Annotated in this window: 28 protein-coding genes and 1 pseudogene; 20 read left to right on the forward strand and 9 right to left on the reverse strand. The window is 38.0% G+C overall.

The window, feature by feature from the left end; genetic code table 11:
- Positions 1–42 precede the first annotated feature (42 nt).
- The 3 genes from KUH03_RS40840 to KUH03_RS40850 form a co-directional block, all read right to left on the reverse strand.
- Positions 43–381, reverse strand: a complete 339-nt coding sequence (locus tag KUH03_RS40840; RefSeq protein ID WP_257090306.1) for a metallophosphoesterase — start codon at positions 379–381, stop codon at positions 43–45.
- A gap of 181 nt (positions 382–562) precedes the next feature.
- Entirely contained in the window at positions 563–787 is a 225-nt protein-coding gene (locus tag KUH03_RS40845) for a metallophosphoesterase (RefSeq protein WP_257090308.1), read from the reverse strand.
- Positions 788–814: 27 nt separating this feature from the next.
- On the reverse strand, positions 815–1159 hold the full coding sequence (locus KUH03_RS40850) for a hypothetical protein (RefSeq protein ID WP_257090309.1): 345 nt from the start codon (positions 1157–1159) through the stop codon (positions 815–817).
- A gap of 1047 nt (positions 1160–2206) precedes the next feature.
- On the opposite strand from KUH03_RS40850, the gene KUH03_RS40855 reads away from it, so the two are divergent.
- Complete coding sequence (locus KUH03_RS40855) at positions 2207–3124, forward strand: penicillin-binding transpeptidase domain-containing protein (RefSeq protein WP_373564898.1); 918 nt, start codon at positions 2207–2209, stop codon at positions 3122–3124.
- Positions 3125–3389: 265 nt separating this feature from the next.
- Here KUH03_RS40855 and KUH03_RS40860 read toward each other — a convergent pair whose 3' ends face one another.
- The 3 genes from KUH03_RS40860 to KUH03_RS40870 form a co-directional block, all read right to left on the reverse strand.
- Entirely contained in the window at positions 3390–3902 is a 513-nt protein-coding gene (locus KUH03_RS40860; RefSeq protein ID WP_257090312.1) for a TfoX/Sxy family protein, read from the reverse strand.
- Between the two features lie 181 nt (positions 3903–4083).
- Complete coding sequence (locus KUH03_RS40865) at positions 4084–4335, reverse strand: hypothetical protein (RefSeq protein WP_257090313.1); 252 nt, start codon at positions 4333–4335, stop codon at positions 4084–4086.
- Positions 4325–4537, reverse strand: coding sequence for a hypothetical protein (locus KUH03_RS40870; protein WP_257090314.1), 213 nt, complete (start codon positions 4535–4537; stop codon positions 4325–4327). The genes KUH03_RS40865 and KUH03_RS40870 overlap by 11 nt, the downstream gene beginning before the upstream one ends.
- 649 nt (positions 4538–5186) lie before the next feature.
- Here KUH03_RS40870 and KUH03_RS40875 point away from each other — a divergent pair.
- Together KUH03_RS40875 and KUH03_RS40880 are read left to right on the forward strand one after the other, a co-directional pair.
- Positions 5187–5561, forward strand: a complete 375-nt coding sequence (locus KUH03_RS40875; RefSeq protein WP_257090315.1) for a hypothetical protein — start codon at positions 5187–5189, stop codon at positions 5559–5561.
- On the forward strand, positions 5549–6295 hold the full coding sequence (locus KUH03_RS40880) for an enolase C-terminal domain-like protein (RefSeq protein WP_257090316.1): 747 nt from the start codon (positions 5549–5551) through the stop codon (positions 6293–6295). Before KUH03_RS40875 ends, KUH03_RS40880 begins: the two co-directional genes overlap by 13 nt.
- Positions 6296–6636: 341 nt before the next feature.
- Here the strand turns inward: KUH03_RS40880 and KUH03_RS40885 are convergent, their stop codons facing one another.
- A complete protein-coding gene (locus tag KUH03_RS40885; RefSeq protein WP_257090317.1) occupies positions 6637–6894 on the reverse strand; it encodes a hypothetical protein in 258 nt (85 codons plus the stop codon).
- A 641-nt stretch (positions 6895–7535) separates the two neighbouring features.
- Here KUH03_RS40885 and KUH03_RS40890 point away from each other — a divergent pair.
- The 17 genes and pseudogenes from KUH03_RS40890 to KUH03_RS40965 all read left to right on the forward strand — a co-directional run bounded on the left by KUH03_RS40890 (position 7536) and on the right by KUH03_RS40965 (position 17167).
- Positions 7536–7724, forward strand: a complete 189-nt coding sequence (locus KUH03_RS40890) for a c-type cytochrome domain-containing protein (RefSeq protein ID WP_257090318.1) — start codon at positions 7536–7538, stop codon at positions 7722–7724.
- On the forward strand, positions 7721–8545 hold the full coding sequence (locus KUH03_RS40895; protein ID WP_257090319.1) for a DUF1549 domain-containing protein: 825 nt from the start codon (positions 7721–7723) through the stop codon (positions 8543–8545). Before KUH03_RS40890 ends, KUH03_RS40895 begins: the two co-directional genes overlap by 4 nt.
- Positions 8530–8805: a hypothetical protein gene (locus tag KUH03_RS40900; RefSeq protein WP_257090320.1), complete on the forward strand. Its 276-nt coding sequence runs from the start codon at positions 8530–8532 to the stop codon at positions 8803–8805. Before KUH03_RS40895 ends, KUH03_RS40900 begins: the two co-directional genes overlap by 16 nt.
- A 47-nt stretch (positions 8806–8852) precedes the next feature.
- Positions 8853–9747: pseudogene (locus KUH03_RS40905) on the forward strand (DUF1553 domain-containing protein).
- Positions 9748–9781: 34 nt separating this feature from the next.
- Positions 9782–10366: a DUF1501 domain-containing protein gene (locus KUH03_RS40910; RefSeq protein WP_257090321.1), complete on the forward strand. Its 585-nt coding sequence runs from the start codon at positions 9782–9784 to the stop codon at positions 10364–10366.
- Positions 10344–11258: a DUF1501 domain-containing protein gene (locus KUH03_RS40915; protein WP_257090322.1), complete on the forward strand. Its 915-nt coding sequence runs from the start codon at positions 10344–10346 to the stop codon at positions 11256–11258. The genes KUH03_RS40910 and KUH03_RS40915 overlap by 23 nt, the downstream gene beginning before the upstream one ends.
- Positions 11259–11271: 13 nt before the next feature.
- Positions 11272–12768 (forward strand): c-type cytochrome domain-containing protein, encoded by a 1497-nt coding sequence (locus KUH03_RS40920; protein WP_257090323.1) that lies wholly within the window; start codon positions 11272–11274, stop codon positions 12766–12768.
- The gene (locus tag KUH03_RS40925; RefSeq protein ID WP_257090324.1) at positions 12753–13409 is read left to right on the forward strand and encodes an FN3 associated domain-containing protein; all 657 of its coding nucleotides are present in this window, start codon (positions 12753–12755) and stop codon (positions 13407–13409) included. Before KUH03_RS40920 ends, KUH03_RS40925 begins: the two co-directional genes overlap by 16 nt.
- Before the next feature lie 136 nt (positions 13410–13545).
- The gene (locus KUH03_RS40930) at positions 13546–14283 is read left to right on the forward strand and encodes a hypothetical protein (protein WP_257090325.1); all 738 of its coding nucleotides are present in this window, start codon (positions 13546–13548) and stop codon (positions 14281–14283) included.
- 76 nt (positions 14284–14359) lie between these two features.
- Positions 14360–14464, forward strand: a complete 105-nt coding sequence (locus tag KUH03_RS49950; protein ID WP_373564899.1) for a hypothetical protein — start codon at positions 14360–14362, stop codon at positions 14462–14464.
- A 141-nt stretch (positions 14465–14605) separates the two neighbouring features.
- Positions 14606–15067 carry a spondin domain-containing protein gene (locus KUH03_RS40935; RefSeq protein WP_257090327.1) on the forward strand — a complete coding sequence of 154 codons (462 nt, stop codon included), beginning with the start codon at positions 14606–14608 and terminating at the stop codon, positions 15065–15067.
- 32 nt (positions 15068–15099) lie between these two features.
- A complete protein-coding gene (locus KUH03_RS40940; protein WP_257090328.1) occupies positions 15100–15441 on the forward strand; it encodes a hypothetical protein in 342 nt (113 codons plus the stop codon).
- A 56-nt stretch (positions 15442–15497) separates the two neighbouring features.
- Positions 15498–15908, forward strand: coding sequence for a spondin domain-containing protein (locus tag KUH03_RS40945; protein ID WP_257097807.1), 411 nt, complete (start codon positions 15498–15500; stop codon positions 15906–15908).
- Between the two features lie 112 nt (positions 15909–16020).
- On the forward strand, positions 16021–16311 hold the full coding sequence (locus KUH03_RS40950) for a hypothetical protein (protein WP_257090329.1): 291 nt from the start codon (positions 16021–16023) through the stop codon (positions 16309–16311).
- Positions 16251–16667: a hypothetical protein gene (locus KUH03_RS40955; RefSeq protein ID WP_257090330.1), complete on the forward strand. Its 417-nt coding sequence runs from the start codon at positions 16251–16253 to the stop codon at positions 16665–16667. Before KUH03_RS40950 ends, KUH03_RS40955 begins: the two co-directional genes overlap by 61 nt.
- On the forward strand, positions 16664–16852 hold the full coding sequence (locus KUH03_RS40960) for an AraC family transcriptional regulator (RefSeq protein WP_257090331.1): 189 nt from the start codon (positions 16664–16666) through the stop codon (positions 16850–16852). The genes KUH03_RS40955 and KUH03_RS40960 overlap by 4 nt, the downstream gene beginning before the upstream one ends.
- Before the next feature lie 174 nt (positions 16853–17026).
- Positions 17027–17167 carry a redoxin domain-containing protein gene (locus KUH03_RS40965; RefSeq protein WP_257090332.1) on the forward strand — a complete coding sequence of 47 codons (141 nt, stop codon included), beginning with the start codon at positions 17027–17029 and terminating at the stop codon, positions 17165–17167.
- 345 nt (positions 17168–17512) lie between these two features.
- Here the strand turns inward: KUH03_RS40965 and KUH03_RS40970 are convergent, their stop codons facing one another.
- Positions 17513–18112 carry a hypothetical protein gene (locus KUH03_RS40970; protein WP_257090333.1) on the reverse strand — a complete coding sequence of 200 codons (600 nt, stop codon included), beginning with the start codon at positions 18110–18112 and terminating at the stop codon, positions 17513–17515.
- A 198-nt stretch (positions 18113–18310) separates the two neighbouring features.
- Positions 18311–18742, reverse strand: a complete 432-nt coding sequence (locus tag KUH03_RS40975; protein WP_257090334.1) for a hypothetical protein — start codon at positions 18740–18742, stop codon at positions 18311–18313.
- Positions 18743–19071: the final 329 nt, after the last annotated feature.

Consider the following 19071-nt stretch of genomic DNA (forward strand, 5'->3'; position numbering starts at 1 on the left):
AACATAAAAGAGTTTGTTTCATAGGTATTGCTACTTTTTAGTTCATATATCAATAATCAGGCTGTTATTAAAACCATTATAGGCCTCATCAATATACCCATGCGGGTTACATATGATTTTAGTGTTACCTATTTTATACTGTATAGGTGTATGTATATGACCATGAATCCAATAGGAGGGTTGATGCTTTACTATAAAATCTTCCATATCCGAAGCGTATGCGGCGCTGATTGGATCATCTAAATATTTATTTGGTAAAGATTGTATTGTTGGCGCATGATGCGTTACAACAATATTATGTTTGGATTCACTGAGGCTAAGACTTTCCGCCAGCCATAATTTTGAAGTTTGGTGTATTCTAAAAGTGTCTATACTTCTCAATTTGCCATAGCTGTCACCCAACCTAATCTTTTATAATCATTCATTCGACTTTGGCACAACGATCCATATACAGCGGGATTCCCTTTTAAGGAAAAATCAGTCCAGAGTGTGCAGCCGTGGAAACAAACTTTATCAATTTCCAAAGATTCATTTTCCAATACGTGAATATTTGAGTTGCTTGCTACATCTTTAATTTTATGTAATGTTTTAGGATAAGCCCCTTATAGTATTCATGATTGCCCAGCACATAAATGATAGGTATATTCAAAGAGAGCGATTTGAGCCAGCTGATACCTTTTACACCCACATCAGTATCTCCCGCCAATATCACAACATCAGCTACACGCAGATCTATATTGTTGTATCCAAACTCTCTATGTAGGTCACTGATAATATGGACTTTCATTTTTGGCTTTTATCAAAGTTAATAAATTCAATGCCAATCATGGAAACAGAAACGGCATTGTCTTGCTGTTGGTGTCCTGGCCAATTTCCCACAATTGGGGCAGTAATTAAAAAAGATTTGTGAAACATGATCATGTATTATACGCGCTGCCGTATCCTCATTAAATTTCTCTAGGCCATTATTCAATAAACTTAACGCATTTTCGTCTTTGGTTAGCCATCCAGCTTTAAAGTAGACTCTCTTTATTTTTTCAATATCCTCATTTTGATCTATCTTTGAAAGTGAATGCGCATGTTTATATGCAAGCTTTTCTTTTGGAGACATCAAATGTAGGTAATGGTTTATGATGTAATCTTGTTTTTCTTTTTCCATAACTACGATATCTGAGTTTTCTTGATCAATTTTAATTTACGTGATCTTTCCCAAACACCATTTTCATCGAGAATTTTTAAATAGCTGTTCGTTGGTTCGTTAGCATGATAATAATGATAAAGCTGATCGGTTAATGCTGTGAGAAAGTCAAAAAAACTAAAAAGTCTTCCTTTGAGTTGTAAAACTGCCCCATTCGCTCAAAACCCAACGGAATATTTTGCTATCATCAGTTGTAATTGAAATTACAAGATTGGGCGTATCTACCTCGGTTTGTTTGTAATAATCGTACTTTTTCCCTCCAAGCAATGATATACTTCGCACGGGAATATTTATAGCGCTTATATTGGAAAATAAGACTGAACCGAAACAGGCACTAGTAAACCCTTCTTTATTTAGTGTAACACTGTCTGTCGACTGTCTTTCGGACACTGTTCTAAACAGCTTATAAATAGCAATTAACACTAACGGAAGGAAGATCAACAGTAGCCAGGTCGGAAAATATGGTCCCGAAGGTATGAGTAAAGTGATGCATGTTAAAGTAATCATCAACAATGTTGAAAAAACCAAATCAGAATCGCTGAGGTTTTGCTGCTGTTATTAAAACGAAATCGATAAGTCTTCATTTTAACCTATACTTCCTTTTTGTCTAAGCTTCAAATTTTTCATACTTCTTCTTATTTCGTTGTTCGATCACTATATTTAAAAGTCGGACTTGTTCGTCCGCAACTAGAATAGAGCCTCTATAATCCCTAAACAAGTTCTTCAAGTCTATAAAGAATTTTGATAATGAACGATTCCTACTTGAAATGAAGTCTTTATTAGATTAATACCAATTTACTATTTTTTTCAGTTTTATTATTCAATTAACACTGCAAGATATGTATATTGTATCTTGATGGGGTATAATTGATTTACATCTGATGAAGTTAAAAGATACGCTAAAGAATATTTTGATAAGAGGTTTCGCAATTATTATGGAGCTTTTGACTAGTATATAAGTGTTTAAATTTATCATAATGAAGTCAGATGAAAAAGACAGCTTAAAATATTACAGATAATGATAACTTTTGGTCAGATGCGATTTATTCTCTCAATCTTCGGACTTATACCTTTTTGGCTTTTAGCCAACCACAAGATATTTCTAAATCGAAGGGGGAAATAGGGAACTCAGTATGCGTGAGATCCGACTTTAAGATATATTTTGATCAGTGTCAAGTAGATGGTTCAATTGCTATTTACGACAACACTAAACAGACCTGGATTCTGTCAGATACTATTGGAACAAAGAGGGAAGTTCTTCCTGCTTCAACATTCAAGGTAATCAATATGCTTATTGCTCTAGAAACCGAAGTTATTAAAGATGAGAACGAAATCGTGAAATGGCCAGGGAAGACCGATACAATAAAATACGGTTACCGACCAAGTATCTATCATGATATGTCAGTAAAGGAAGCTTTTGAAGTTTCGGCCGGATGGGCGTTCGTTGAATTATCAAAGAAGATAGGAAAGGAGAGATATAGGAGCTATCTGACCAAATGTCGTTACGGAAATCTAGATCTTTCCCAATCCGATCCAGATTTCTGGAATTATGGTAAGTTTGCGATATCACCAATAAATCAAGTCACTTTTTTAAAGAAACTATATGATGGCACACTTCCTTTTTCGAAACGGAATGTAGCTATTGTAAAGCGAGTCATGCTTACCGAACAAAAACAGAGCTATAGTATTCGGTCTAAAACAGGATGGACTAGACAAGATGGAATCAATACTGGCTGGTGGATTGGCTACTTGACAACGAAAGACAATGTATATTTCTTTGCCACCCGATTACTACAAGATCGTAAAAACAATCAGTCATCTTTTGGCAAGTGCAGGAAGGAGATCACACTGTCGGTATTGAAAGATCTGGGTGTATTAGATCAAAATACGACGGGTCAAACGTCTATCAACAAAGTAAAGCATTAGAATAATCCCCATAATAGTAAGTATTACAAGCACTGGTACACTCCATTTTGTATAACAGATATCATGGTTTTAGAAATAGACCAGCGACTAATGGGTGAAAACAATGTAAAACTTAAGCTTTCATTAGCTGAAGTTAGCGGCGATCAATTGCCAGAAATATGCTCAATTATACTTGTGCCTAGAAATTAGGAGTAATTCAATAGCTTAATGCTGCTAATTACGAAGCTGCCGTATGGGTAGCACGAAGCCATAAAGTCAAGATAAACTACTTTGCTTTTCTTTCAAAACGAGATTCTTCAATGCTCTTTTTCGAAGCTTTTGCTGACGGATTATAATCAAGACATATTTTAATCCAGTATTCAAAATCATCAGATTTTTGAAAACCATGAGGTTCTACGTAACAATACCCTTTGAGCTGTTTTCCTTTCATAATCATTGGCAAAAAGCCCTTTTTTTCCGAAACCTCATCCTCCAGTTCAGCGCTATAACGGCACATTAGATTGTCGTGGCTAATATTAATACACATTTTCCCATTTACAAGAAACGATAATCCGCTGAACATTTTCTTTTCCTCAACTTCAATATTTTCTTCTATTGAAAGTCTTTCACGCACCCGATTAACAAGTTCACTATTATAAGCCATCTTTTTAGTCTTTTTATTATTTACAAATTCAACCGATTTACTTTTTTGGATGATATTGATATTTTTTGGAGTAACATTTCGATAGGTAAAATGTTTTGGAAAGGTATTTAAAAATATTCCTGCGATATTATTCATCCATTAAAAAGAGTAATCACTACCAATTTCATTATGGAGAGAGAGTTCACGATTACGATCCAATAATTGCCAGTGTTGTTATCAGCAGAAATATTTTTAGTTATGTTATAATATGGTAAAACTAACGGATGATCGCAGTAAAATAAGAACTGAAAATTGAAGACAGTTAGTATTACTTCAATTATTTTACTTTTTGATTTATAAAAGGAAAACCTATACCTGTTTCAATGAATGATTTTAGGCTGACAGTAAATTGTTTCCATCCATCGGAGCAAACCTGATAACATTCAATTTCAGGATGTAAACCAATATGGGTAAGGTGTAATTCTACACCATTGTCCTTTTCGGCTATTTCCCAAATGATTGTTGTTCCAATCCATTCCCTTTTATTTTCTAATCCCGGAATATCTAAAAAGAATCTTCTACGTACCATACCACTTTTGTGTTAGGAGTAAGTTCATGTACTTTAAATTGTTTGAATACATGTTCCCGAAATGGATGGTGAAAGACTTCCCCTCTTGATCTGATACACCTTCAAACATCTCTGTCCACCATCGTGGAATATCATTGCTTAAGGCGTTGAATACACTTCTATTAGATGAGTTGAGTTTTATGATATTACTATAATTTTCCATATCGTTCTTTTTAATTTCCCTAAAAAGTCATTCGACAATTAGAACTCCTACATTTTAATTTATAGCAGGTATTTGTGCTGATTGCCCTCATATCTTATGGAATTAAATCCCTAAATATGCATTCGAATTTATGTTTTAGTTTTTTATTACTTCTTAGCATAGGGCAAGTTTTAATCTCCTTTTAAATTTTGTGCACCCGAAAATTTCCTGACCAGATATCTTCACCTCGATTTCTTAGAGAAGTTCTATTAAATGCAATATTAGATACGTTCTTAAACAGAAGTTTTATTCCTCTTGGTTCCCAATATTGACACCAAAATCCATATAGTTACAACTGTTGATATTACAGGTTTAATCGGTTGATTACTTGTGTTATAATGATAAAATTTGACAACAAATTGAAACAGAAATGCTACTTAAATTTTTGTTTTTAATGTACTTTTCAAAAACTACTGTAAAACTTTAAATAATGCCTCATAATAATTGAGAAAACATCGAATAACCAATAAAGATTTAAAATAGGCAATTCAATCGCTAATTGCTCGCAAACAATATTTTGTGAAAGCTTGATGAGCCAATAAGGACTAGTGCTAGCAATATAAGTAAGGAAAAATCAATTAGAATCAAATAAAAATAAAATAAATCAAAAATGAAAAGAAGAACATTTTTACAGGCCTTAAATTTAGGCATTGCATCCACAGCATTATATCATGGTGTAGGAAATGCCATGTCATTAACAGCTATCTTGAACAGTAACTTCCATGAGAAGGAACTTTCGTATCACCGGATACAGGAAATAAAATATTCAACCGTTCAAATGAAATATCCCCGCCTCGTAGGGAAAAATGCTCGACTGGATCTGCATGGCTATGGCCCCAATGTGGAAATCTGTGTTATCAAAACAGACAAAGGTGCTATGGGGTGGGCTTCTTTACGAGGATCCAGAAAAGATGCTAAGCAGATAGAAAAGGAACTCATCGGTAAAAAGTATCTGAACTTTTTGCTTCCAATATGGGCATTTTGAATGATAGGCACATCGCATTTGATATTGCCCTTCATGACCTTGCGGGAGTAATCTTGCAGAAACCAGTGTATGAACTACTTGGCCGCGAGAAGCCGTATACCACGGACTATTATAGTGGGATGATCTATTTCGATGACTTGGAGCCATCTGAAAAGCCTGCGGGTATAGACCGGATTCTGGAAGAGTGCAGATATGATTATGGAATAGGGTATAGACAATTTAAACTAAAGATTGGGCGGGGACACAAATGGATGCCGTTCAAGGAGGGACTCCAGCGCGATATTGAGGTAACCAATGCCGTGGCCAAAGCCTTCCCTAATTGTGGCATTTTAGTAGATGGGAACAATGGTTTTACAGTAGATCAATTCATCCAATATCTAAAGGGTATTCCATTGGTCAATTTATTTTGGATAGAAGAACCCTTTCATGAAACCGTTGCCGACTATCAAAAACTGAGAAATTACATCAACGCCACGGGAATAAATACTTTGTTGGCAGATGGTGAAGCAGATCCCAATCCAGCGCTACTCAAGGAACTCTTTGAAAAGAAACTATTGGATGTGCACCTTACAGATATCGAGGGATTGGGCTTCACGAACTGGAGAAGATTGATGCCGCAATTGAAGAAAATGGGTGCGCAGGCTTCACCGCATGCATGGGGCTCGCTGCTTAAATCCTACTATACGGCACATCTGGCAGGAGGGCTTGGCAATACGGTTACAATAGAGGGGTAGCGAGTACGTCGGACGACGTTGATCTTTCAGGCTACAAGATCCAGAACGGCAAACTGATCCCACCATCCACAGCAGGTTTTGGAATGCCTCTACTAAAGAAAATATGAAAAATGCTCACAATTTCTTTATCCGCCCCCATATTCATGATGAGGCGGATTTTTAATCCCTAGTACTGACAGTCGAAATGCGGAGTAAGGGAAGAAGACATCACAAACAATTATGAATATCTCTGGCTAAATGAGACTAAAGTAATCACTTCGATCATCTCAATGATTTATTCAATTTCGTTTAGTCACAGATAATTGTAAAGTCTTAACGGATAATAAATACAGCGTAACGAATCATAAATCTCCTAGATATTGAGAAAACCAACAGATTTTAAGATCTGGTAATTTCTTCAATGCCTCCGATTCTTTGCATTGTTTTCTGTCCAATGATACACGCTGCCTAATTTCACCGATGTGCTGATAGATGGTAAGATCGGTACTCAGATACACCATATAGTCAGTGATGCGATCGCATGGAGTTGACAAAAGAACACATAAGAAACTCTCTGAGGGGTACATCTGCTCCAAATGCCCCGGAACTACAACAAACACTTTTAAATGACCAGAAAGCTGAGGTCGCTGATCAATAGTTTCGCGGGGGCTTCGCTAGTTAAAATCCAAATCCTTTGCTTATCACCAAGCTTATATGTGTATACATATAGACTTATTTGTTTGGATATATAGTAGCGGATGTTTATATTAGCCTAAACTTAAATAAAAAACGTTCTATTTCATACCATAATTAAGCATTGGAGATGTTTTATAGCAATATTATTATAATATTCGATAGCATGAATTACAAATTCAACACTTAAGTAGTGTAACTTTTATATAGTAAGTTCTTGAAATTAAGTTTTATAGTTTCCGATATACGGCCATTCACAGGTAGTAATAAAGAAAAAAACACGAATTAGGGTAATGGAATATCAGATGTGTATAATAATCCATTAAACTAATAATAACCAATATAAATAGATAACACATATTAGACATTATTCAAGCGGCTGTTTGTTTTGTGTCTTAAGATTTAAACTAAAGTATGATGACTAGAAGATCTTTTTTTCTAAAAACAACTCATGGGTAATCATCTCAGTTTTGGGTAGTTTAGCGATCATAATTTCTTTGTTAACGATGTGTAGCCGAGTTCAGAATCCTCAACTTCAAGTTCTGGCACCAATGTTTTACCGAAGTTTGTGGATTATAATTACCACATCAAGCCTATTCTTTCTGATAAATGTTTTGCGTGTCACGGTCCCGATAACAATACAAGGGAAGGAGGGTTGCGCCTAGATACTAAAGAAGGGGCCTATAAAGCATTATCGGAAAGTCCTGATAAGCATGCGATTGTTCCAGGTAAACCACATATCAGTGAAGCTTTTTGAGAATTACAACAAAAGATGAGTCGATTCGTATGCCTCCGATTGCCGCTAATCTTCCCTTAACTAATTTCGAAATCGAACTTATTGAACAATGGATCAAACAAGGTGCTGTATATAAACCACACTGGGCATTTACTGTTCCGGTAAAGCCCGAAATGCCAAAAGCGAGTGAGATAGAGTGGGGAAATGGCGAAATTGATAGATTTGTATTGGACAAGATGGTTAAGGCTGGTTTTAAGCCTAATCCTGAGGCAGATAAAAACCGTTTATTGCGTAGAGTGAGCCTCGATCTAACAGGTTTGCCTCCTGAGGAAAAGGTCATGGAGCGATTTCTTAATGATAAATCGAATAAGGCTTACGATCGGCTGATAGATGATTTAATGGCGTCTAAAGCATATGGCGAACAAATGGCGCTTCACTGGATGGATGTTGCCCGGTACGCAGACTCGTATGGATACCAAGATGATGATATCCGGACACAATGGCCATGGCGGGATTGGGTTATTCATGCTTTCAATAAAAACATGCCTTATGACCAGTTTGTTACTTGGCAATTAGCGGGAGATTTATTGCCTAATCCGTCTAAAGAGCAACTCTTAGCAACAGCATTTAATCGGAATCATAAGATCACTGAGGAAGGTGGTGTTGTTGATGAGGAATATCGAGTTGCTTATGGACTCGATAAAACAAACACTTATGCAAAAGGTATATTGGGAATTACAATGGAGTGTGCGCAGTGCCATGATCATAAATATGATCCCTTTACCCAGAAAAATTATTATGGGATGTATGCCTTTTTAATAACTCTTTGGAGAAAGGCCTAGAAGGACTTGTAAACTCTGGGCCTTCGAAAACACCACGATTGACAGTCACAAAAGAGGACGTTAAAGGAATATTAAACTTTATAAACAAATTGGATGATGACGCAGAGGTGTCTGTCTCTGTAATGGGCGAGCGTGATACCGTCAGACCAACGTATGTTCTTGATAGAGGTGTTTACGATGCCCCAGGAGAGCGGGTATATCCGCAGACACCAGAAGCTATTCTACCATTTGATAGCAAAAATATGTTTCAAACCGTTTAGGATTGGCACAATGGACATTTAGTGACAGAAATCCACTTACCTCGCGTGTGTTTGTCAATCAAATTTGGGCCATGATTTTTGGTCGTGGATTGGTCGCTTCAGTCGCTGATTTTGGTAACCAGGGTGATCTGCCCAGTCACCCCGAATTATTGGATTGGTTAGCGCTGGATTTCCAGAAAAACGGATGGAATGTAAAAGATTAATCAAACAATTGGTCAGTACGGCAACTTATAAACAGTCATCTCAAATTACAACCAAGCACCTAGAAAAAGATCCGGATAACATTTATCTGGCACGGGCAAAACGCTTGCGATTACCTGCCCAGATGATTAGAGATCAAGTTTTAGCGACTAGTGGTCTGTTAAACAAGACTATCGGTGGGCCGAGTATCAAACCTTATCAGCCTGATGGCATCTGGGAGGTTAGCAGCTCAGGGCGGGGCACGTTGGCCCAATACGTACAGGACCATGGCAAAGACTTATACAGGAGAGGATTGTATGTGTTTTTAAGCTGACTTTACCGCCACCTAATATGTTGATTTTTGATGCGAGTAATCGGGATGCATGTCAGGTGCAACGAACAAGGACAAATACCCCTTTGCAAGCTTTGGTTATGATGAATGATCCAGCAGTATTGGAGGCTGCACGAGTGTATTCAACACACTTAATTAATAGTGCCCCAAATAAGCCGCAATCCGATTATATAAAAACAGCTTTTAAACGCGTATTATGTCGCGATGCAACAGAAAATGAACTGAAGCTGCTGAACCAATATTATAGCGAGGAAATAGATCGCTTCAGCAAAAGAAAAGATGATGCAAAAGCATTTCTTCGTGTTGGAGAGGCTCCGCTCGACGATCGTATTCCAAAGGAAAAGCTAGCAGCATTAATGTCAGTGGTGCATGCCATATATAATTTGGAAGAAACATTGACTAAAGGGTAAATGAACAGGTAAAGAAGACTTTAAATTGATTGTTATGAAAAAGAAGCTAGATTCCAATTTTGAAAAAGAAGTGCGAGAAGCACAGTTATTTCAAAATCGTAGACAATTTCTTTCTAGTTTAAGTATTGGTATTGGGAGTGTAGCATTGGGAGCGCTGTTGATTCCTGATCTTTTCTCCGGAAAACCCGGAAGTCAGGAGGAATTTGAAAAGGCCTTGCCGCATTTTGCTCCCAAAGCAAAGCGTGTCATTTACCTTTTTCAGTCTGGAGGCGTCTCTCAGTTGGAGTCATTCGATCATAAGCCAAGATTGAGAGAAATGATGGGACAAGACCTTCCGGCTTCTATTCGTGGGAATCAAAGGCTTACAGGGATGACTGCTGGTCAGGCGAAATTTCCCCTTGTCGGTTCGTATTTTGATTTTGCTCAATACGGGCAAAGCAGGGCATGGGTGAGTAGTCTGTTTCCATATATGGCCAAGGTAGTAGATGATTTATGTATAATCAGATCAATGCATACAGATGCTATTAACCATGATCCGGCGATTACTTTTTTCAAACCGGATCTCAGCAAGGCAGTAGAGCGAGTATGGGGCCTGGTTGAGTTATGGATTAGGAAGTGAAAATCAAAATCTACCTGGCTTTTGCGTACTTGTCTCCAAAGGAAAAGGAAATGGTCAAGGCGTATATTCCAAGCTATGGACGAATGGATTTCTGGATTCAGTTCATCAAGGGGTTCAATTTATGGGAGGGCCAGATCCTGTTCTTTATTTGAATAACCCAGAAGGCACAGATAAAATAAGCAGAAGAAAATTATTGGATAAGCTTGCTGAACTCAACGGTATGCAATATGAAACCTTCGGTGATCCTGAAATTACAGCTAAAGTACAACAATATGAAATGGCTTATCGAATGCAGACCTCTGTTCCGGAGGTAACTGATCTTTCAAAAGAACCGGATCATATTATCAAAATGTATGGGGCAGAATGTTTAGTTCCAGGCACCTATGCCGCCAACTGTTTGCTTGCTCGGAAATTATCTGAAAATGGTGTTCGATTTGTACAATTGTACCATCAGGGATGGGACCAGCATGGTGGACTACCAAACGAAATGGCACTACAGGCAAAAGATGTAGATCAAGCATCCGCCGCATTAATTACCGATTTGAAACAACGAGGTCTGCTGGATGAAACGCTCGTGATTTGGGGCGGTGAATTTGGAAGAACAAATTATTGCCAAGGTGGGCTTACCGTGGATAATTATGGGCGAGATCACCATCCGCGCTGTTTCAGTATCTGGATGGCTGGAGGTGGGATCAAACCAGGCATAGTCTATGGAGAAACCGACGAATTGGGCTACAATATCGTGAAGAATCCTGTTCATGTGCACGACTTCCATGCTACTATTCTCCACACATTGGGCATAGATCACGAAAAATTAACCTATAAACACCTTGGTCGACGATATCGTCTTACCGATGTTGCTGGAAACGTTGTCAAAGATATTCTCGCCTAAATAGAAACGTTAGATGACTTTAAAAAATTCGCATTTCAATATTCTACTTGGCTTAAATAGCTTTATTGTGTTCTTCTTAATCTTTGAAGAAAAAATAGAAGTTCCTGTTTTTCTTCAGGTTATCGGTAGGATGCATCCCTTACTATTGCATTTTCCTATCGTATTGCTAATTATTTCCTGGCTAATATTTTTGTTTAGAAATAGATTGAAAAAGGAAGTCCCAGCGATTCAATCTATTATCAACATATTATTGTTCATCAGTTCTTTATTGACGGCAATTACTGTAATTATGGGGCTGATGCTTTCGAAAGAGGGCGGATTTGAAGGGAGCAATTATGACTGGCATAAATATGGTGGTGTGCTTCTTTCAATACTTTCACTTGGGCTTCTGGGTTATTTGAGGTTCAGGAAAAATAAAGATTATCACCCGGTCTTTGTTGTTGGAATTAATATAACCATGATTTTATTGTTAATGGTCGGACACTTTGGTGCGGCACTCACTCATGGCGAAGATTTCATAAGCAGTCCTCTAATTAGCAAGGAATCGAGAGCACTTGATGTCGAAAATGCAATGGTTTTTGAAGATGCAGTCCTACCAATTTTCCAAGCCAAATGCATGGGTTGTCATAACTCCAACAAACCTAAGGGCGGTCTCATTTTGTCTGATTCAACAGCGATATTAAAGGGAGGAAAAAATGGTAAGCTATTCATTGCTGGAAACCCAATGAATAGTTTGATGATTGAACGTTTGTTGTTGGATATCGAAAATCAACATCGTATGCCTCCTAAAGGTAAACCACAGCTGACCATTGATGAAATAGCGCTGTTAAGAGCGTGGGTTAAAAGCGGAGGAAAATTTAATGTGCCTCTAGCGACCTTTAGCGAACAAGATACATTAGTTCAATCTGCAAAATCCGTTTACGGATTTCAAGGAACTCAAAATTATGAATTTGCGGCAGCGGACGAAGATGAAATCAAAAAATTAATAACACCTTATCGAATTATTCATCCTTTAGATGCTGGCTCTCCGGCATTGGATGTTAATTTTTATGGAAAGGATTTTTTTAAAAGTCAATCTTTATCAGAAATCCTTCCGATTGCTGAACAAGTAGTCTCTCTTAACCTAAGCGGAATACCCATAAAGAAAGAGGATATTCAAACCTTAGGGAAATTTAAAAACTTGGGCACCTTGAATCTGAATAATACAAAATTGTCGAATGAGGATGTTCAATCGTTAAGTGCTATTGCAAGTTTAAAGAATATCAGCTTAATTGGTACTCAGGTAAATAAAAGCGGTTTGGAGAAACTTGCAAAAATGCCAAACCTTCGAAAAGCCTATGTTTGGAATACCGCGGTAAAACTGGATGAATTGGATGCAATCCGAAAAGCCTTTCCAAAGTTGAGAGTTGATGCAGGAATTAAATTTGATGAGCATCAGAAATTAGCCTTAACAGTTCCGAAAATTAGTCCCGCAAGAAGTTTCTTTCAAAAGAAATGCTGCTATCGCTAAGTCACCCAGTGAGTGGCGTACAGTTGCGGTATACGTTGGATGGAAGTAACCCCGATAGTACTACAGCATCAATTTACAAATCACCCATTCGAATTCAGAAAGATGTGAGATTACGCGTCAAAGCAATTAAAGATGGCTGGTTACCCAGTAATGAAGTTAGCCAAGAATTTTATGCTGCGTTTATTATACCCAACAAAGTAAATTTAGAGAGTAAACCAAACCGACTATATAAAGCTAGGAAAGAACAAAGTTTTTTTGATCTTGAGAGCGGAGGGAATAATCATGCTGACGGCAAATGGCTCGGATTCCAGGGAAATGAACTTTCAGCGAGTATATTCTTTGATACTCCAATAAAATTGAATTTTCTTGCATTAAGTATTAAACAGGAGTATAACCAACATATCTACCCACCTCACTACATAGAGGTTTGGGGTGGAGCAGACACTTCAAATATGAAGTTGTTGAATAAGGTAACAGTAGATTTGGAAAAAGCAGATAAAATGAGAAAGAAGAGAATGGTTACTTGTAATCTGCCAGATCTAAAAGTAAGTGTTATCCGATTAAAAACTAACATTATGCCAAAATTCCTGAAGGATTCGCTGGAACAGGAAACCCACCATGGCTTTTTGTTGATGAAATAGTATTAAAGTAATTTATAGTCTCATTTAAACATGAATAGAAAAACATTTATCCAGAGATCCAGTTTACTGGCAGGGGGCTTATCATCATGAAAGATCTTTTGCAAGACCCAAAGAAATGCAGTATGGCCACAATAACATGAAATATACCTTGGATAAAAGCTGGGCAACAAAACATTCACCCAATCTGACCGTAAAAGACTGTCATGAAATGGTGCAAGATAAAAAAGGAAGGTTGTTGTTATTGACCAATGAAACCAAAAATAATATCATTATTTTTAATAAGGATGGTCGGGTTCTTGAAAGTTGGGGGCATGAATTTCCAGGTGGCCATGGCCTGACCATTCATGATGAAAATGGGACGGAATTTCTATATATTACAGATAATGAGAGACACCAGGTTTACAAGGTTGACCTTAACGGTAAGATACTTTTGACTATCGATGCGCCGTTGGGCATTGGCTTATATAGTAAAAAAGAAGAATTTATACCAACAGAAACTGCAATTGATAGTAACGGAGACATCTTTATTGCCGACGGATATGGCGCTCAGCATATTTTGCACTATGATAGTAATGGTAAATTAAAAAATCATTTTGGAGGTAGAGGTGAAGGTGATTCCTTTTTGGATAATGCACACGGAATTTGTTTTGACCAACGAAATGGCAAGAAATCGCTTTTAGTAACAGATAGGGCCAGAAACTGCTTTAAGCGGTTTGATACGACGGGTAAGCTAATCGAGATCATAAGTTTACCTGGTGCAGGAGTTTGTAGACCCGTAATAAAAGGAGATAATCTTTATGCAGCTGTTCTGCGTTCTCCGAATATGAATGTCGAGAATTCCGGTTTCGTAACGATCCTAAGCAAAAAAAAATAAAGTAGTTAGTAATATTGGAGGAACCGAACCTATTTATAAAGATGGCAAACTTCAGCTCATCCAACAGCAAGATAAAATATTCGCTCATCCCCACGATGTATGTGTGGATGATGATGAAAATTTATATGTTGCTCAATGGGCATCGGGCAAAGTCTTTCCTTACAAATTGAATCGGGTTTAGGGATCTAGGTCCTGTGCATTTGTCATAGACATAAAGTAGCTATAATTCGGGAAGTCTGGACAAGCCTTCGGGAAATGACGATATTTCCCGAATCTATTGTTGAAGCTAATTTTGTTGTTGTAGATCTTAAATAAAACAATTATGAGCTCAATCAAAAAAATTAGACAGACAGCAACGTACGCTCTTTGCTTTGGATGTGGTATTGCCATGCTTGCTTCATGCAGCGACGATGATATGATACCACAGGTACAGTCCAATACGATTACCATAGAAAATGTTTTGGATGCCAAGCCACTCGTCGAGTCGGGAACTTTTATGGGAACAGGTACTCCTCCAGTGATTTTCCCTGGACAGTCCATTAGTATAGAGTTTTATGCCGGCGCAGGGCAGGCACTTTCTTTCGCAACGATGTACGGTTGGAGCAATGACCTTTTCTTCGCGCCTGAAAATCCGGGCATAACCCTCTATAAAGCAGACGGAACTCCTGTGACTGGAGATCTATCCGCCCAGATCAAATTGTGGGATAATGGAACGCGGGTCAATCAAGCGCCAGGCATAAAGGTTGTGCACCCGGAACAGCTGAGCCAAGTCCTGGCAATATAACCGAAGTAAACGGAAGCGATGCCCAAGGAAATATGTACCTGCCCGCGTCCCAATTGATGAAAGCGACTCTTTCTTATCAGGGCGATTCTAAATTTAAGCTAACGATCGAAAATAAGAGTGGTGGTACAGCTAATGAAACACCTTTTAGTCCCGGAGTGTGGACCGTTTCCTATGCTCCAGGGGGAGATATCCTTGAAAAAATGCCGATTTATACCAAAGGTAAACCCACAGCAAATGGACTTACGAATATTGCCGAGATGGGTGACAATGCTATGATGTCTGCACACCTTCGTGGAATGACTGGGATTTTTACGCCACTTTCTCCAGTACTCGTTGTTGTTTATAAGGGTAATGAAAACCCTTTTATAAAGTAGGAGAGAAGGACAGAGCGGAGGGACTAAGTGATCTGGCACAGACCGGCAATGCCGACATACTTGCAGCAAAACTCCAGTCCAAATCCGGTGTTAAGAAAGTTTATGTACTAAAAGAGTCAGTGAGTACTGTTCTTCTTCCAAAGATTGGCAATGCTAATGGAGGTAAGGTTATGCAGCAATTGGATATCGAAAAAGGGGATAGGATTGCGATCGCCACCATGTACGGATTGAGTAATGACTGGTTTTATGCTACGAAGGGTAATGGTATCGATGCCACAAGAAAGGGCGATGTGTCGGATGAGGTATCTCTGTATGACAATGGGACGAAAAGGGACCAATATCCTGGGGCAAATATTCGGATTGATCTTTCAGGTATGTCCCTCGGGGAAAGTAAATCCATTCAAGAGGTACCTAATCCAAATGTATTTACTACTTTGCCGCAGATTGTAAAGGTTACGCTTAACTAAGATATACTGAATGGACGGGTTTCTTTCAGATTGATAAGCCTGTCCATTTATTGCTTAATCCGGATAATTCTTTACTAAATTTATACCACTGGATACGTTCAAAAGGAAGAGGATGAAATTAGAATATGTAAACGAAAAGACCAATGGAACTTTTGTGGTTGGCAATGATAAGTCAATACTTACCCATGCAGGAATTTTACGTGACAGCACGATAAATTCGATTGTATTTAATTTTCAGGAAGATCAGCTGGCATTTATAGATGAGGTACAATATACCTTTCCAAAGAACACTGTACTCCCATTGATGGCCAACCAAAATTTTAGATTCGAACACCTGAACAATTGGTCGCCTGGCAGTTTAATCGGGAATTCTACTGTATTGTTGACCATGATGCGGAGGTAGGTTGTGTGGGCTTTCTGTTTTACGGTATCAGCAATCCCATGTTTATAGGGCTCTCGCAACAGGACATTGATGATATACAGCTGACAGGACAGTTTTGCGAAACGGATATGCAGGTTAGGGATCGGATGCAAAACGAGATGTTGCGTACGCTGCTCAAGCGGGTTATTATCAGTGTCACCCGTCTAGCCAGAAAACAGACCGCTGGTAATGCACTGCTTACCGATGAAAAATTGGATCTGATACGAAAATTCAATCTTCTTTTGAATGTAATTTTAAAACCGAACATGAAGTTCGTTTTTACGCAGGGGAGCTCAATAAATCGCCCAAGACACTTGCTAATGTCTTTTCTTTATTGAAATTCCCTTCTCCTTCAAGTCTTATACAAAAGAGGATTATGCTAGAAGCCAAACGTTACCTGAATTATACGGATAGGTCAGCCAAGGAGATAGCTTATCAATTGGGGTTTATCAGTCCAGCGCATTTCAGCCGCTTTTTCAAACAGCATGCTGGAGATACGATTTCTGCGTTCAGGGATAAATAGTAACAAGATTAAAATATGAACAAACAATGCGAAAAATAATAATTACTCTATTTGGGATAGCTTTTTTATGATTAATTCTGCTCAAGCGCAACCCAACAAGCAAGATCCACAGGAATATCCTGCAAAAGCTGAAGATATCAGCCCTCTGCTGATCGGAGAAATGATACCCAAGAATTGACAGATGTCAAGGGTGGCGCCATCGACATAGGAAAAGCAATTTCTCAAAAACCAACCATATTGGTATTTTACCGGGGTGGATGGTGTCCGTATTGCAACCTGCAGCTTTCAGGCCTACAGGAGATCGAAAAAAATTGATTGGATTAGGATACCAGGTTATTGCAGTCAGTACGGATAAACCGGGAATCTTCAATCCAGTATTGACAAAGCGCATTTGACATATACTTTGCTATCAGATGCAGATCTGTCGTTGGCGAAAAAAATGGGAATTGTATTTAAGGCGCCGATAGCCTACCATAAATTTTTGCCCGAGACAAGTGGTGGGAAAAATACCGATATGTTACTTCCTGTTCCATCAGTATTTATCTTGAACAAAAAGGGGAGATACGATTTGAATATATCGAGCCTAATTTTAAGGAAAGGATCAGTCCAAATTTGCTTCAAGCAGCTGCGGGCGCACTTTATGATTCGCTTTGAAATATGTTAAAAGCCTAGATATTTCATATCTCTAATTAGGTTCTTCAATTTTTCAGGATTATTTTCGAAAGCTTTTATTTGGCCGATATGCTCAGCCGTAAATGAGAGGAGCGCGCCATTTGAATCGCTAGTTCTATTTTCATCCTTTGCTTTTAAGTTTCTGTAAATGTATACTGGAGTTTTCAGTATGCCAAAAGGAATTCCCCACCAGCCCAAGAGCGAACATGAGATGATGGCTTTTCTATTTTGCTTATCCAAACAATCCGGACAAGCAATGACTATCTTCGTTGCGGTAAATGTGGTAATTATAATGCTTTTGATAGTGTAGCAGACCGTTCCATTTAATTTATCTCGACTATTGTCACAGATTGGGCAAGGCAAATCTCGCAGTAGTTCCGAATGACGGTAGATATCTTCTAGAGAATGGTGTTCATTTTGAGATATTACTGCATTTAAAAGATTTGGGTCGAGATTACGCTTTCTAATTTCATTTTCTATGATTCCGAATACCTCCGGCTGAATTCCCTGTGCATTTGTAGTAATAACTTCGATAAGTTTGCTATCCGACATTCTCTCATAGTTTTTTTCTATCGCCCTTAAGTCCATATAATTTAATGATTAGATTTTTAAATTGATTTTGTTCGAATATCTATCTAATTAAAATTAGCGGCTGTCAGATACCCCGATGATCTTAGTTTTTCCAGGATATGTTTTGCTTCAGCTTCATCCATATCATTCGCAAATTTTATGGTTTTCAAACCATAATCAAATCGGATAGTGCCTCTGTTCCTAAAGACGCCTAAATCATTGCGTCGACCCAAAAAACAAACTCAAAGGTTCTTCCTCAACGTGAAATCTCTTTGCTTCCCGTAGATCATATATCTTCTGTCTGAAGAGTAAATCATTTTTTCTAGCAATACTTATTTGTTCGTGATCTATTATTATGATCTCCTGTCCAATTAAGTACCAGATTAAAGTTTTCATCACAAATAAACCACCAGCTATCCAAAAGGCCAACCATACCATAATAAACATACCCTCGATGCCCAAACTTCCATTTATGGTGCCGTAAAAATCTTCGAGCAACGAGCTAACAGAAATAATAGATAGTATCCAACCGACCAGCCACAAACTAAAGATAATAACAATAGGTAAATGTTTTTTTGCCGGGACGGCGATATGATATCCACTTGGGGTTTCGTGCAGAGTTGCGATGCCCCTATAAGGTCTCTCCATAATTTATTGGTATTTAATAGATTGTGCTTGCTTGAATAGTTTCCTTTTTAATGGCTAATATGCGAAAAGTCAAAGAATAAAAAACGAATTTCAATATAAATATTGGTCGGCAAGGCAATTTTTAACTTTCTGGAGACGTAATTTATCCTTTGTTTCTTGAACTTTTGTTCAACAGGGATGTTAATAGGAGCCATAGATAATGTTAATGGCCGTTTAAAAATATAGAAAGAGTGAGGAAAACCGATGCAAAAAAAAATACCATTATAAACAAATGGACATGATAGGTTGCAGTGCTATCTTCCTGCGACTAATTTTGAACCCGAGCATGT

Origin of the sequence: Sphingobacterium sp. E70 (assembly GCF_019285695.1) — a bacterium.
Taxonomy (GTDB): Bacteria; Bacteroidota; Bacteroidia; order Sphingobacteriales; family Sphingobacteriaceae; genus Sphingobacterium; species Sphingobacterium detergens.